Source organism: Streptomyces sp. NBC_01341 (assembly GCF_035946055.1).
GTDB lineage: Bacteria > Actinomycetota > Actinomycetes > Streptomycetales > Streptomycetaceae > Streptomyces.
This window is the reverse complement of record NZ_CP108364.1, coordinates 772,937-787,227: the sequence shown is the minus strand read 5'-3', so window position 1 is coordinate 787,227 and position 14,291 is coordinate 772,937. Positions and strand designations below refer to the sequence as shown.

12 protein-coding genes are annotated in these 14,291 nt (G+C 70.2%); 4 read left to right on the top strand and 8 right to left on the bottom strand.

What is annotated here, in order from left to right; all coding sequences use genetic code 11:
- Positions 1 to 208 precede the first annotated feature (208 nt).
- The 5 genes from OG206_RS03565 to OG206_RS03545 form a co-directional block, all read right to left on the bottom strand.
- On the bottom strand, positions 209 to 664 hold the full coding sequence (locus OG206_RS03565; protein ID WP_327112060.1) for an ATP-binding protein: 456 nt from the start codon (positions 662 to 664) through the stop codon (positions 209 to 211).
- A gap of 98 nt (positions 665 to 762) precedes the next feature.
- Positions 763 to 1,206, bottom strand: a complete 444-nt coding sequence (locus OG206_RS03560; protein ID WP_327112058.1) for a response regulator — start codon at positions 1,204 to 1,206, stop codon at positions 763 to 765.
- Complete coding sequence (locus OG206_RS03555) at positions 1,203 to 2,828, bottom strand: sensor histidine kinase (RefSeq protein WP_327112056.1); 1,626 nt, start codon at positions 2,826 to 2,828, stop codon at positions 1,203 to 1,205. Before OG206_RS03555 ends, OG206_RS03560 begins: the two co-directional genes overlap by 4 nt.
- Entirely contained in the window at positions 2,825 to 3,997 is a 1,173-nt protein-coding gene (locus OG206_RS03550) for a PP2C family protein-serine/threonine phosphatase (RefSeq protein ID WP_327122170.1), read from the bottom strand. The genes OG206_RS03555 and OG206_RS03550 overlap by 4 nt, the downstream gene beginning before the upstream one ends.
- A 202-nt stretch (positions 3,998 to 4,199) precedes the next feature.
- The gene (locus OG206_RS03545) at positions 4,200 to 5,057 is read right to left on the bottom strand and encodes an RNA polymerase sigma factor SigF (RefSeq protein ID WP_327122169.1); all 858 of its coding nucleotides are present in this window, start codon (positions 5,055 to 5,057) and stop codon (positions 4,200 to 4,202) included.
- Positions 5,058 to 5,337: 280 nt separating this feature from the next.
- Here OG206_RS03545 and OG206_RS03540 point away from each other — a divergent pair, with 280 nt between their 5' ends.
- The 3 genes from OG206_RS03540 (at position 5,338) to OG206_RS03530 (ending at position 9,105) form a co-directional block, all read left to right on the top strand.
- A complete protein-coding gene (locus OG206_RS03540; RefSeq protein ID WP_327112054.1) occupies positions 5,338 to 6,801 on the top strand; it encodes an MFS transporter in 1,464 nt (487 codons plus the stop codon).
- Positions 6,802 to 7,023: 222 nt separating this feature from the next.
- Complete coding sequence (locus OG206_RS03535) at positions 7,024 to 8,514, top strand: SDR family NAD(P)-dependent oxidoreductase (protein WP_327112052.1); 1,491 nt, start codon at positions 7,024 to 7,026, stop codon at positions 8,512 to 8,514.
- A 417-nt stretch (positions 8,515 to 8,931) separates the two neighbouring features.
- Positions 8,932 to 9,105: a hypothetical protein gene (locus OG206_RS03530; RefSeq protein ID WP_327122467.1), complete on the top strand. Its 174-nt coding sequence runs from the start codon at positions 8,932 to 8,934 to the stop codon at positions 9,103 to 9,105.
- 81 nt (positions 9,106 to 9,186) lie between these two features.
- On the opposite strand, the gene OG206_RS03525 is transcribed toward OG206_RS03530, so the two are convergent.
- Genes OG206_RS03525 through OG206_RS03515 form a run of 3 tightly spaced genes read right to left on the bottom strand, consistent with a single transcriptional unit; the run spans position 9,187 to position 11,999 of the window.
- Entirely contained in the window at positions 9,187 to 10,626 is a 1,440-nt protein-coding gene (locus OG206_RS03525; protein ID WP_327112050.1) for a lipase maturation factor family protein, read from the bottom strand.
- A gap of 30 nt (positions 10,627 to 10,656) precedes the next feature.
- Positions 10,657 to 11,166 carry a DUF1990 family protein gene (locus OG206_RS03520; protein WP_327112048.1) on the bottom strand — a complete coding sequence of 170 codons (510 nt, stop codon included), beginning with the start codon at positions 11,164 to 11,166 and terminating at the stop codon, positions 10,657 to 10,659.
- Positions 11,163 to 11,999, bottom strand: coding sequence for a YndJ family protein (locus OG206_RS03515; protein ID WP_327112046.1), 837 nt, complete (start codon positions 11,997 to 11,999; stop codon positions 11,163 to 11,165). The genes OG206_RS03520 and OG206_RS03515 overlap by 4 nt, the downstream gene beginning before the upstream one ends.
- 138 nt (positions 12,000 to 12,137) lie before the next feature.
- Between OG206_RS03515 and OG206_RS03510 the strand changes: the two genes are divergently transcribed.
- Entirely contained in the window at positions 12,138 to 14,201 is a 2,064-nt protein-coding gene (locus tag OG206_RS03510; RefSeq protein ID WP_327112045.1) for a SpoIIE family protein phosphatase, read from the top strand.
- The last annotated feature ends 90 nt before the right edge of the window (positions 14,202 to 14,291 follow it).

The following is a 14,291-nucleotide window of genomic DNA, read 5'->3' as shown; positions in this document are numbered from 1 at the left end:
GAGGCGGCGATTCGGCGTACTGCTCCAGTAGTACGTACATCACTCCTGGGTCCTCCTCCCGACGGTAGTCCTCCTGGCCCGAGGGCTCAGAAGTTCCCGCAGGAGGTGACGCCGTGCGGCCGCGCCGTAGCGCCAAGTATCCGAAAGCTATGCGAATCGCCCCGGCCGACGTGATCGGCAGGGGCGAGCGGAGGTGTGCGGCGCGCGCTCAGGTGCTGAGCTGGAACTCGGCGCGGATGCGCTTCCCCACGGGCACCCGCTCGGCGGTGAGACGGTCGCAGAGCGCGACCACTATCTCCATGCCGTGACCCCCGAGGCGGCCGGGGTCGGGGGAGTAGAGGACCGGGAGCGCCGTACTGGTGTCGTACACCGTGACGCTGATGCGCCGGGCGTTCCCCTCGAGCTCGAGCAGATAGGGGCCGTGGCTGTAGCGGTCCGCGTTGGTGATGAGCTCGCTGACCGCCAGCATCAGGTCGCTTCGCGTGTGTTCACCGAGGACGGCGAGCCACTCCGAGACGAGCCGCCCCAGGAAGCGGTCGGCGAGGGCGCGGGCCTGTGCGATGCACCCCGGCTCGCCGTCGAACACCTCGGCAATGAGCAGAACATCGGAGGACGACGACCCCTGACAGGTGTCGTCCGGCCGTGAAGTGGCCTGTTCGTTCATGTGCTCCAGCCAAGGCGCCGCAGGGGAGGTCAGGGACCTCTTCTCGCCGTTCGTCTACCCGCGTCGAGAGATCCCACTCCGGGGGATCTCTCCAGATCTTACGCACGCGGCGGAAGCCGTACCACGCTCACGAAGAAGTCGTCGATCTGGCGCACCGCGCCGATGAACTGCTCCAGGTCGACCGGCTTGGTGACATAGGCGTTGGCATGCAGCTTGTAGCTGCGCAGGATGTCCTCCTCCGCCGAGGACGTGGTGAGGACCACAACGGGGATCAGGGCGAGTTCGGGGTCGGTCTTGATCCGCTCGAGCACCTGCCTGCCGTCGTACCTCGGCAGATTGAGGTCGAGGAGCACCAGATCCGGACGCGGGGCGTCGGCGTACTCGCCCTGGCGGTAGAGGAAGTCCAGCGCCTCCTGACCGTCGCGCACCACGTGGAGGGTATTGCGGATCTTGTTGTCCTCGAAGGCCTCGCGGGTCATCAGTTCGTCGCCGGGGTCGTCCTCGACGAGCAGGACCTCGATGGGCTTCACGGCGTCGTTCACGGGGCGTCTCCCGACCGGGGGGTCAGTGCGGCGGGGGCCAGCAGCTCCGCCGTGGTGTGTGTGGGTGCCTCCGGAAGGACGGGCAGAGTGAAGTGGATCAGTGTGCCCTCGGAGGGTGCCGGGTCCAGCCAGATCCGGCCACCGTGGAATTCGACGATCTTACGGCAGAGCGACAGTCCGATCCCGGTGCCTTCGTACTCGTCCCTGCCGTGCAGCCGCTGGAAGATGATGAACACCTTGTCGGCGAACTCCGGCGCGATGCCGATGCCGTTGTCGGCCACCGTGAGGTGCCAGTTCTCGTCCTCCCGCACACAGCCGACGGTGATCCGGCACGGTACGTCGGGCCTGCGGAACTTGACCGCGTTGCCGATGAGGTTCTGCCAGACCATGGTGAGGGACGTGGAGTCCCCGAGCAGCTCCGGCAGGGCGTCCTCGCGGACCACGGTGGCCCCGGACTCCTCGACGGCCAGGGTCAGGTTGGACATCGCCCGGTCCAGGGAGCTGCCGAGGTCCACAGGCTTCCAGGTCTGCTGCACCCTGCCCACCCGCGAGAACGTCAGCAGGTCGTTGATGAGCACCTGCATCCGCTTGGCGCCGTCGACCGCGAAGTCGATGTACTGCCTGGCGCGGTCGTCCAGCTCGGCGCTGTAGCGCTTCTCCAGCAACTGGCAGAAGGACGCCACCTTCCGCAGCGGTTCCTGCAGGTCGTGGGAAGCGACGTAGGCGAACTGCTCCAGCTCGGAATTGGAGCGGCGCAGCTCCGCGGTCTGCTCGGCGAGCAGCGTCTCCCGCTCCTGGGACTCAGCCAGCTCGGCCACCAGGCGCCGGCGCATGTCCTCGGCCGCGGCGGCCACCGCCCTCACGTCCGACGGACCGCTCACCTCGATCCTGCTGGAGAAGGCACCCGACCGCACGCGGTTGGACGCGGCGGTCAGCGCGTGCAGCGGCCGGCCCACCACGCGGTGCAGCAGCAGGCTCAGCGACACGATGGTCAGCACGAAGCCGAGGACGAGAGCGACGAGGACCCGGTCGCGCGTCCTACGCGCGTCGCCGAGATCGGCACGGGCGTGGTCCCGTGCTTCGTCCAGATGACTCTGCTGGGCGGTGTAGAGGACGCGCAGGGCGTCGAACTCCGCCTTGCTGCGCAGGATCGGTCCGGACGACGCACCGGTGGGCCCGCTCGCGCGCACGGCGGCGATGAGCGGCTCCGCGTGCTGGGTGCGCCACTCCTGGGCCGCCTCGGCGATCCGGTCCAGGTCCTCGGCGTAGGGCTGCTGGTGGCCGATCAGCGTGCGGACCCTGTCCATCCGCTCCCGTTCCGCCTGCCTGCCCGCTTTGTAGGGCTCCAGGAACGACTGGTCGCCGGTGAGCGCGTAACCGCGCACCCCGGTCTCCTGGTCGAGCAGCGAGTTCTGCAGCTGGAAGGAGGAGGACCGGGCGGGCTGGATGCGGTCCACCAGGTCGGTGGTCCGGTCCGAGATGCGGGACAGTACGAGCCCGCCGACGACGAGGCACCCGCAGACGACCACCACGAAACCGGCGAGGATCAGATGGACCCAGTTCTGTACCGACAGCCGCGCTATCGGACCGGGCCGTACGGCCGATGTGTCTCCGGTGGTCATGACGTGGCCCTCCAGCCCAGATGGAGGACGGCGACGTCGTCCGCCAGTCCGCCGTACGGCGCCGCGCTCGCGGTGGCCTCCGCGACCAGTGAGTCCACGAACGCGCGCGGTTCCAGCGCTCCGTTCTTCGCTGCCATCGCCAGAAGTCCTTCCTCGCCCAGTCGTGACTTGGGCCCCGTACGCCCCTCGAAGAGGCCGTCGGTGAACAGGACCAGCTCGCTGTCGGGTGACAGCTCCAGCTCCGTGATCGTCCAGCGGCCCGCGCCGGGCAGTAGTCCGAGCGCCATGCCCATGTCGGGCTCCACCCAGCCGACGTCCGTGCCGCGCCGCCGGAGCAGTCCGGGGTGCCCGGCGCGCGCGATGTACACACGGTCCCTGCTCGGCGGGAACACCAGCGTCGTCACCGTGGCGAAGACATGGGGATCCGAACGCTCGGCGACGAGTATCTCCTCCAGGAGACCGATCTTCTCGAGCTGGTTCACGCCGGTCAGCACGGCGGTGCGCCACGCCACCCGGAGACAGACCCCGAGGGCGGCCTCCGCGGCACCGTGGCCCGACACGTCGCCGATCACCGCGTGCACCGCGCCGTCGGCGGTCTGCACCACGTCGTAGAAGTCACCGCTGAGCAGTCCGTGGGCGCGTCCGGCCTCGTAGCGGGCGGCGACCCGGAAGCTGTCGTCCAGCAGCAGCGGAATGGGCAGCAGGGCGCGTTCGAGCCGGGCGTTCTCCTGCTCGATCAGTCTGCTCGTCCGCATGGCGGCGGCCGAACGCTCGGCGCTCTTGCGCTGGAGGGCGTAGCGGACGGCACGGCTCAGGGACTCGGGATCGATCCGGCCCTTCACGAGGTAGTCCTGGGCGCCGTGCGCCACCGCGGACAGTCCGGTCTCGGACTCGGCCATGCCCGTCAGCACGACGATCGCGGCGTCCGGCGCCGATCCGACGAGCCGGCGGACGGCGTCGGGTCCGTTCACGTCCGGAAGGTGGAGGTCCAGCAGTACGCAGACCGGCGTGCGGCAGGCGAGCAGGAACTGCCGGGCCTCGGCGAGCGTCTTGCACCAGGTGAGCGGGGCGTCCAGGTCGCTGTCCGTGAGCATCTCCTCGACGAGGAGCGCGTCACCCGCGTCGTCCTCGACCAGGAGAAGAGTCGCGTCGATGTCCCAGACGGACATGTCGGCGGGGGTGAGCGGCCCGTGCTGCTCCGGGATCCGGCTGAGATCTGCCACGCGCGCAGGGGTGTCCAACGGCTCGGTCACACTCCACTCCCTCCGACGGACGGCTCGGGACACCCACGGCCGTTTCGGCAGGAAGCATATGTGACCGGGGCCCGGCATCAGGCCGGGCCTCGGTCATTCGGATACGTACGCTCTCGGGTCAGGCTTCGACGCTCATGCCGGCACGCAGCCGCGTCACGATCCGGCTGAGGAGCCGGGACACGTGCATCTGGGAGACGCCCAGCTCAGCACCGATCTGGGCCTGGGTCATCTCCATGCCGAAGCGCATCTGGACGATCTTGCGCTCACGGTCGTCCAGCTGCTGCAGCAGGGGGGCCAGTGTGTGCAGGTTCTCGACGCTCTCCATGGCCGGGTCGTCCTCGCCGAGCAGCTCGGCGTAGGCGCGCTGCTCGCTGCCCGACTCGCTGTCGGCGCTCGGGGTGTCCAGAGATCCGGCCGAGTAGCCGTTGGCGGCGACCAGACCCTCGATGATCTCTTCCTCGGAGAGGTCCAGGTGCGCGGCGAGCTCGGCGACCGTCGGGTCGCGGTCGAGCTTGCCCGACAGGAGCTCCTTGGCCTTGGCCAGTTCGACCCGCAGCTCCTGGAGCCGTCGCGGCACGTGCACGGACCAGGTGGTGTCCCGGAAGAAGCGCTTGATCTCACCCACGATGTAGGGCACCGCGAACGTGGCGAACTCCACCTCGCGCGACAGGTCGAAGCGGTCGATCGCCTTGATCAGGCCGATGGTGCCGACCTGGATGATGTCCTCGGTGTCGTCCCCGCCCCGGTTGCGGAACCGCGAGGCGGCGAAACGCACCAATGAGAGATTCATCTCGATCAGGGTGTTGCGCGCGTACTGGTACTCGTGGGTCCCCTCCTCCAGGGACTGGAGCCGGTCGAAGAACAGCTTCGACATCGCGCGCGCGTCCTGCGGGGCCACCTTGCCGGCGTCCTCGATCCACGGGAGAGCGGCCGCGCCGGAACCCTTGCCCGCCTCGTCGCACTGCGTCGCCGCCATGCCGATCGCTTCGGTGGTTCGCACTGCCGTCATGGTGTCGCCCTCCCTGGAACCCGATGTGGTGATCCGCGCATGCCCGGCTTCGCAGGTCTCATGCCTGCGCATCCCGAAGTTTTTCCACGCGCCCTCACATCCTCGGGCCGTCGGATGCCGGTGCCGCCATCGGTCGCAGGGATTCGACACGTTTAGGGGGGATTTGAGCACCCTCTTTCCCAGGGGCGTGTGAGGAGCGCCTCATTCCGGGCACGAGTGGTGTTCCCGGAGAACAGAAGGAGGGGCCGTGAGCGATATCGGCGCGGCAGGGCAGAGGACGGTCACGACCAGGATTCCCGCCCGGCTGGACCGGCTGCCCTGGTCCCGATGGCACTGGATGATCGTCATCGGGCTCGGCACCGTCTGGATCCTCGACGGACTCGAGGTGACGGTCGTCGGGAACATCGCCAGCAGGCTCTCGGAGGAGGGAAGCGGACTGGCCATCAGCGGTGCCCAGGTCACCGGCATCGCCGCCGCGCTCTACGTGGCGGGAGCCTGTAGCGGAGCGCTGGTCTTCGGCTGGCTCACCGACCGCTTCGGGCGCAAGAAGCTGTTCCTCATCACCCTCGCCGTCTACCTGGCGGCCACGGCGCTCACCGCGGTCTCCTTCTCGGCCTGGTGGTTCTTCCTCTTCCGCTTCCTCACCGGCTTCGGGATCGGCGGGGAGTACGCGGCCATCAACTCGGCCATCGACGAACTGATCCCCAGCAAGTACCGCGGGCGGGTCGACCTCATCATCAACGGCAGTTTCTGGCTCGGGGCGGTGGCCGGCTCCCTGCTCTCCGTTGTGGCGCTGGACAGCGACATCTTCCCGAAGGACATCGGCTGGCGGCTCACCTTCGCACTCGGCGTCGTCCTCGGCCTCGTCATCCTGCTGGTGCGCCGGCACGTGCCCGAAAGCCCGCGCTGGATGTTCATCCACGGGCGCGACGAGGAGGCGGAGAAGCTCGTCGACTCGGTGGAGCACGAGGTCGAGGAGGAGACCGGAACCCGCCTGCCGCAGGCGGAACCCGCCATCACCGTCCGGCAGCGCAAGAGCATCGGCTTCGGGCTCATCGCCCGGACGGTCTTCCGCTCCTACCCGAAGCGGGCGGTCCTCGGGCTCTCCCTCTTCGTGGGCCAGGCCTTCCTCTACAACGCCATCACCTTCGGGTTCGGCTCGATCCTGGTGACGTTCTTCGACGTGTCGAGCGGCACCACCGGCTACTACTTCGCGGTCATCGCGTTCTGCAACTTCCTTGGGCCGCTCCTCCTCGGCCGCCTCTTCGACACGGTCGGACGCAAGCCGATGATCGCGGGGACCTACATCCTGTCCGGTCTGCTGCTGTTCGGGACGGCGGCACTGTTCGGGGCCGGGTGGCTCACCGCCGTCACCATGACCGGCTGCTGGTGCCTCGTCCTCTTCGTCGCGTCCGCGGGGGCCAGTTCCGCCTACCTGACCGTCAGTGAGATCTTCCCCATGGAGACCAGGGCGATGGCCATCGCGTTCTTCTACGCCGTGGGCACGGCCGCCGGAGGCATCACCGGCCCCCTGGTCTTCGCCGACCTGACGGGCAGCGGCGAGGTGGGCGACACGGTCCTGGCGTTCTGCATCGGGGCCGCTCTCATGGTCGCCGCCGGACTGGTCGCCTCCTTCTTCGCGGTCGCGGCCGAGCAGAAGTCCCTTGAGGACATCGCGACCCCGCTGTCGGTCAGTGAGGACAAGGGATGACGGCCGAACGGGACTGGGGCCTCTCGTTTGGATCATGCCGGGCTCGCGTGCCCCGGCCCCGCACCTCGCGGCGTTGTCCTCGGTCCGAGTCATGGCAGACTTGACCGGGGCATTCGGCCCGTGGCGCGCCGGCCCCCACCGGCTCCCCGCCGGACCCCCTCCCCACCGAAGCCCCGCCGAAGCCCGGCGGCGGCGCGAGTGACGAGTGACAGAGGAACGGCAATGACGGTGACAGAGGACAGCCCGGAGCTCGCTCCCGGTACCGACGAGTTCGGTCCCGGTGTCGACCCGGAGAGGCTGGCCGTCTGCCTGAGCGTGCTGGACGAGCTGAACACCATCGAGGTGGACCACCCCGACGCCGTCGCCGTGCGCCGGGCCACCGCGGGTATCTACCGCACCGTGAAGCAGCGCCGGCGCCAGGAGCGGCGTGCCGCGAAGACGGCGCACGACAAGGCCGTCACCGAGGCCACGGCGACCGGTTCCGCCGAACGCATCGACGACGAGACGCAGGGGGTCCTCCCGTCCTCCTCGGCCACCGCCGAGATCGCGGGCATCCTCCAGCGCCCGCGGTCCTGCTACATCTGCAAGACCCGGTACGTCGAGGTGGACGCCTTCTACCACCAGCTCTGCCAGTCGTGCGCCAAGGAGAACCGGGACCGGCGCGACGCACGGACGGACCTCACGGGACGCCGCGCCCTGCTCACCGGCGGCCGGGCGAAGATCGGGATGTACATCGCGCTGCGGCTGCTGCGCGACGGCGCGCACACCACCATCACCACACGCTTCCCCAACGACGCGATCCGACGCTTCAAGGCGATGCCCGACAGCGACGACTGGATCCACCGCCTGAAGATCGTCGGCATAGACCTGCGCGACCCGGCCCAGGTCGTGGCCCTCGCCGACTCGGTCGCCGCGGAGGGCCCGCTGGACATCCTGATCAACAACGCCGCGCAGACCGTACGCCGCTCCCCGCAGGCCTACAGCGAGCTGCTCGGTGCCGAGTCCGCGCCGCTGCCCCCGGGGGAACTCCCCGCCGCCGAGGTCATCGGGACGTTCGGCAGCGGCACGGTCGACCGGGTGGCGGCCCTGCCCGCGGCGCGGCAGGAGAGCCAGGGGCTCAGCGCGCAGGACGTCACGGATCTCGCGCTGGTCACCGGGTCCGCCTCACCGGCGCGCATCGCCGCCGGCACCGCGATCGACGCGGGCGGCCTGGTCCCGGACCTGCACGACACCAACAGCTGGATCCAGACCGTCGAGGAGGTCGAGCCGATCGAGCTCCTCGAGGTCCAGCTCTGCAACTCGACGGCGCCCTTCATCCTGATCAGCCGGCTCCGCCCGGCGATGGCCAGGACAGCGTCGAAGCGTGCCTACGTGGTCAACGTCTCCGCGATGGAAGGCGTGTTCGGCCGTGGTTACAAGGGCGCGGGCCACCCGCACACGAACATGGCCAAGGCGGCGCTGAACATGCTGACCCGGACCAGCGCGCAGGAGATGTTCGAGAAGGACCGCATCCTGATGACGGCCGTGGACACCGGCTGGATCACGGACGAGCGCCCGCACCCCGACAAGATGCGCCTCGCGGAGGAGGGCTTCCACGCCCCCCTCGACCTCGTCGACGGCGCGGCGCGGGTCTACGACCCGATCGTCCGCGGCGAAGAGGGCGAGGAGCTGTACGGCTGCTTCCTCAAGGACTACGCGCCCGCCGGCTGGTGACCGCTGGTCCCCTCCGGCAGCTCTGATCCCTCCCGCTCCTCCCGCGTTTCGTGCCCCTCCCGCGCCCTCGGTGTCTTCAGCACCGCAGGTCACGCAGGTGCACCGGCACCACGGCGGCGGGCCCGAATTTGCGGGCCCGCCGCCGTTCCTGTTGGCTGAAAGTGATCCAGGCCACACGTTCTGTCGAGCGGGATGGCGCTCATTTGGTTAGTCTGAGATGAACGGACGCCACCAAGGAACCCACAAAACTTCCTCGGCCGTCCCGGGACAGGTCTTATGCAGTCCGACGTCCCGCCCCGTACCGGCGCCACCGCGACCGAACTGTTTCTGCCCCTGCCCTCAGAGGGCGGTCGACACGGTTCTCACAGCCGCAGCGTCGCCACCGCCCCGGGGATACGCGACACGAAGGAGTCCGCGGTGACACCTGAGATGACCAAGAGCGAGACGCGCCCGGCCGATCCGGCGCGGGAGCGGACCGGCCGGCCCGAGAAGCTTCGGAACATCGAGGTCTGGGCCCGGTCGGCCCCGATCAGGCTGGCCGGATACGAGGACGACCTCGCCGAGCCGCACATCCTGCCCGGCATCGACTGACGCTGCGGTCGCCCCGTACGGCGCTCGGCTCCGGCCCCCGTCTCCCGACGGGGGCCGGAGCCCTGTCGGGCCAGCCCGTGATCAGGCCGCCCCGTCGTCCGGCCGGAGCGGAAGCGGCCTTGCCATCGGTCGCATGAAGTCGCGCACGTAGGTCCGTTCCCACCAGCGGCCGGTCGCACGCAGTTCCCGCACGTCCGTGAAGCGGTAGTGGAAGACCCTGGCCCGGATGTGCGCGGGCGGCCCCTCGGGGAACGGGTTGTGGCCCAGGAGCCGCAGCGTGTCGCGGTCGCCCCGCAGCAGCCGCTCGACGAACGGCCCGAACCAGGGGCGCGCGTACGCGGGGGAGAGCGCCGCGAACCACATCATCCAGTCGAGCCGCAGGTGGTACGGGGCGAACTGGCGAGGAAGCCTGCGCGGGTCGCCGGGTTTTCCGCGGAAGCCGTATTCGAGCCAGCGCGTCCCCTCGTGGACCACGGGCTCACGGGTCCCCTCGACCACCACCTCCAGCCGCATCCTGCTGATGCTCCCGAAGGCCCCGTAGGTGTTGACCAGGTGCAGCGGGTCGAACGACCGGTTCATCGCCTGACGGCGGGAGGCGAGGTTGCGCGCCGGCCGGTAGCTGAGCAGCACGACCAGGGCGGTGACCCCGCACACCACCACCTCGTACCAGAGCGGTGGCGCGGCCTGCGCGGGTGGGGAGCCGGCGATCGGTGACCAGTCGACCGCGGCGAGGGCGAGCACGATCGTCAGCCAGTTCAGCCACGCGAAGTTCCCCGACAGGACCAGCCAGAGCTGGGTGGCCACCATCAGCCCCGCCGCGCCGCTCGCCACCGGCTGGGGGGTGAACAGCAGGAACGGCACCACCAGTTGGGTGACGTGGTTGGCCGCGACCTCCAGCCGGTGGACGGGTCTCGGCAGCCGGTGGAAGAACCAGCTCAGAGGGCCTGGCATGGGCTGCGTCTCGTGGTGGAAATCCAGACAGGTCAGCCGGCGCCAGCACTCGTCCCCCCGGATCTTGATGAGTCCCGCCCCGAACTCGACCCGGAAGAGCAGCCAGCGCAGGAGCCAGAGGACCAGCACCGGGGCAGCCGTGTCGGCGTTGCCGAGGAACACGGCGAGGAACCCGGTCTCCAGCAGGAGCGATTCCCATCCGAAGCCGTACCAGACCTGGCCGACCTGGACGATCGACAGATACAGCACCCAGGGCACCGCCCACAGGGCCATCGCGGCCCCCAGCGGAAGATGTGAGTCGGCCCCGGCCAGGAGGGCGAGCGACACCGCGGCGCCCGTCCACGCGACCAGGGCGAAGAAGCGGTCGGAGTAGTGCAGCCGGAACAGCCCCGGAGCCGCGCGCCAGGACGTGCTCCGCAGGAGATCAGGCACGGGCAGCATGCCCCGGGCGCCGATCAGCGCCCGGAACTGAAGCGCGGCGGCGACGAACGCGACCAGATACACGGCGGCCAGGGAGCGCTGGAAGACCAGCCTGCTCAGCCAGTAGCCCTCGGCGGTGAACCACTCCATCGCCTCCAGTATCCGGCGCGCGCCCTTCCGTCAGGCGGCCGACACGGAGCGGCGCAGCACGTTTCCGAGCCGGCGCGCGTACCACCGCTGGGCGAGCGGCACGAGTGGGCCGGCGAGCCGTGCGTACCACCGGGCGGGCCGCGAGAAGGCCGTCACGGTGAACCAGACGGTGCCGTCGTCCGCGAGCTCCACGACGAAGCTCTCCTCGCCGCGTTCGGGGTGCCGCGCGCGGGTGCCGTAGGCGAAGCCGGTGCGGTTGTCCTCGTACACAGCCCAGACGACCTCGCAGGGAGCGGTGACGCGGAACCGTCCGAACCCCGCCGATACCTCGACAAGGACTCCGGCCGCCGCCCGGGCCGCAGAGGCGCTCACACCTGCCCCGGCCGCCCGGTGCACGCGCCACTCGGTGACAGCGGTGCCCGCAGCCTCGAACTCCGCCCGTCCCCTGCCGACGGGGGCCCTGTGGTGCAGGTGGTGGTATCCCTCAGGGAGGGGGCCGAGCCGGGTGGCTCCGACCTCGGGGTAGGTGAGGGTGCTCATGCGGTTCCGCCTTCCGGCCGGGTGAGGTCCTGGAGCCGGCGCCGGGCGAGCAGCGCGCAGAGCGCGAAGCCCAGTGCGTTGCCGAGTCCGTGCGTGGCGGCCATCCAGGTCAGTGTGGGGTGGGGCAGCCCGGTGGCCTCGCCGAGCGCCCAGCTCAGCGCGAGCACCATCGTCGCCACGAGTACCGCGGCCGAGACGGCGAGCAGGACGCCCGTGGTGCGGTCGCGGCCGGGGGCACGTGCGGTGCGCCAGGTGAGAAGGGCGACGGTCCACATGCCGGCGGTGAGGACGACCGCCCCGGCCAGCTCGGTCCCGTCGCCGGTGAAGTAGCCGACGAGGACGAGCAGGGTGCCGGACGGCACGCTCAGGGCGGCGAAGCGGCCTGCCGGACCGTCCTCGGTCCGGCAGACGAGTCCGGCGACGAGGGCGGCGGCGAACCCGGCGAAGTGGAAGTGCGGCACCGTCAGCGCGAGGATGCCGAGCTCGAATCCGAACAGTGCGTGGCCGGAGCGCTCGGCCACGAGAGCGAGTGCGGCGACCGACGGGGTGACGAGCGCCGTGAGCAGTGCCACGTCCGCGGGACGCGCGCGGCGCGTGCGGGCCAGGCGCAGCGGGGCGTGGGCCGCGAGGGCCAGTGTCCCGAGTGCGTAGCAGAGGGCGAGTGCGCCGGCGGTGGTGCCGCGCGGGAGCCACAGGGACAGGGCTCCGGGGATCGCGAAGAGGGGCCACAGCCGTCGGATGCGGTCCAGTCCCGGGTCCCCGGCGAGCCGGAGGCCCAAGGGCACGATCACCAGCATGCCCAGCATCACGATGAGGCCGACCAGTACGGACACCGCGCCCACCCCCGTCTCGCGTCGGCGAACTGAATTGAACGCGTTCAGTTTCTGCTGTGCCGAGCATAGTGTTTGTTCTGAACGCGTTCAAGTGCGGTTCGGTCGAGGAATCGGGCAAATAATGGCAGAGTGGCGCATATGGATGATCGGGCGGGTGCCCTGTCACTCCCGGACGACTGGCCCGCCCACCCGGATCTCAGCCTCGCCCTGAACCGAATGGGCAGCTTCGACTGGGATCTGGACAGCGGCCTCATGCACATGGACGAGCCCGCCCTCGACGTGTTCGACCTGCGAGCCGACGAGTACGACGGCGACCCGGCGACGCTCGGACAGCGCGTGCCCACGGACGAGGCGGTCCGGCTCGACGCAATGGTCTCCCAGGCGCTGAAGAGCGGCCGGAGCAACTACGGCGCGTACTTCCGCCGCACGCGGCCCGACGGAACCCTGTGCTGGACCCACACCCAGGGGTTCATCCGCCGGGACGGCACCGGCCGGCCCCGCCGGATCATCGGCATCGTCCGCGACGCCACCCAGGAGCTGGCCGAGTCCACGGCGCGCCGGACGGTCGACGAGGAACGCCGGCGGCGCACCAGCCTCGTCGAGGGCACCACGGCCGCCCTGGCCCACGCGCGGACGGTCAAGGACGTCACCGAGGTCCTGAAGAGCTCCCGGGGTCTCGCGAACCTCGGGGCTACGAGCCTCGTCATGGGCCTGCTGGAGTCCGGCCGGATCCACCTCGTGGCCGACGGCCCCGAAGGGGCGTTCGTGCAGGGCACCCGCTACACCCGGGTGGACGAGCCGTACCCGATGAGCGAGGTGATCCGCACGCTCACCCCCCGCTTCATCGAGAGTGCCGACGACTTCGCCACCTCGTACCCGATCCTCTGGCCGAACATCAGCCACCTCGGGATCACCGCCGCCGCGTACATGCCGCTGATCGCGCAGGCCCGTCCGATCGGGGCACTCGGGCTCCTCTACGGCGACAAGGCCGGATTCACGGCCGACGAGCGGAATCTGCTCGTCGCCCTCGGCAGTTCGATCGCCCAGAGCCTCCAGCGGGCCATGCTCTACGAGCAGGAGCACGACCTCGCCGAGGGCCTCCAGCAGGCGATGCTGCCGCGCCGGATCCCGGAGGTGCCGGGGGCCCAGGTCGCCGTCCGCTACCGCTCCGCCCGGCTGGGCCGCGACATCGGCGGCGACTGGTACGACATCATCGCGCTTCCCGGCGGCCGGGTCGGTGCCGTCATCGGCGACGTGCAGGGGCACGACACGCACGCGGCGGCCGTCATGGGCCAGCTCAGGATCGTGCTGCGCGCCTACGCCGCCGAGGGCCACAGCCCGGCCACGGTGATGGCGCGGGCCTCCGTCTTCCTCCACGAACTCGACACCGACCGCTTCGCCACCTGCACCTACGCCGAGGCCGACCTGACCACCGGAGTGGTTCAGCTGGTCCGGGCCGGGCACGTCGACCCCGCTCTCAGGGACGTGGACGGCAGTTGTCGCAAGCTGCCCGTGGACGGCGGGCTGCCGCTGGGGCTCTCCGCCGAGTTCGGGCGGCTCGAGTACCCGGTCAGCACCGTCGACCTGGACCCGGGCCAGACGATGATCCTCTACACCGACGGCATGGTGGAACTCCCGGGAACGGACCTCGACGACGGCATGCGGCTGCTCGCCTCGACCGTGGCCGACGGTCCGGAGGACCTGCAGAGGCTGGCCGACAGACTCTGCGAGGTCGTCGACGAGCGCGGTGGCGAGGACGACATGGCGGTGCTGCTCCTGCGCCGTAACGCCGCCCACGCCCCGCACCCGGGCGGCCGGCTCCAGCAGCACGTGGCGCAGAACGACCCGGAGGCCCTCAGTTCGTGCCGCCACATGATCCGGGCCGCGGTACGCGCCTGGGGCGCCAAGGAGCGCGCGGACGAGGTCGAACTCGCCGCCGACGAGCTGATCACCAACGCGCTGATGCACACCGACGGAGGCGCCATCGTCACCATCCGGGTGCTCACCGGACCCGAACGGCGTCTCAGGGTCGACGTCGAGGACCGCTCCAGCGCGCTGCCGCGCCGCAGGGACGCGGGGGAGTCCGGGGTCTCGGGCCGCGGCCTCATGCTCGTCGACCGACTGGCCGATGTCTGGGGAGTGGAGTCCCGGGGCAACGGCAAGTGCGTGTGGTGCGAGTTCCTCATCCAAGGGCACCGGTAGCCCGCCGTCCGGGCGCCGAAAGACTGTAACAGTACGTAACATGCTCATGCTTGACCGTAACTGACCTGTGGGGATTGACTTCGATCCCGA

Excerpts from the sequence above, each read along its gene's own strand:
- OG206_RS03555 (WP_327112056.1), bottom strand. The coding sequence starts at position 2,828 with ATGACCACCGGAGACACATCGGCCGTACGGCCCGGTCCGATAGCGCGG.
- OG206_RS03510 (WP_327112045.1), top strand. The coding sequence starts at position 12,138 with ATGGATGATCGGGCGGGTGCCCTGTCACTCCCGGACGACTGGCCCGCC.
- OG206_RS03545 (WP_327122169.1), bottom strand. The coding sequence starts at position 5,057 with ATGGCGGCGACGCAGTGCGACGAGGCGGGCAAGGGTTCCGGCGCGGCC.
- OG206_RS03550 (WP_327122170.1), bottom strand. The coding sequence starts at position 3,997 with ATGTCCGTCTGGGACATCGACGCGACTCTTCTCCTGGTCGAGGACGAC.
- OG206_RS03565 (WP_327112060.1), bottom strand. The coding sequence starts at position 664 with ATGAACGAACAGGCCACTTCACGGCCGGACGACACCTGTCAGGGGTCG.
- OG206_RS03535 (WP_327112052.1), top strand. The coding sequence starts at position 7,024 with ATGACGGTGACAGAGGACAGCCCGGAGCTCGCTCCCGGTACCGACGAG.
- OG206_RS03520 (WP_327112048.1), bottom strand. The coding sequence starts at position 11,166 with ATGAGCACCCTCACCTACCCCGAGGTCGGAGCCACCCGGCTCGGCCCC.
- OG206_RS03525 (WP_327112050.1), bottom strand. The coding sequence starts at position 10,626 with ATGGAGTGGTTCACCGCCGAGGGCTACTGGCTGAGCAGGCTGGTCTTC.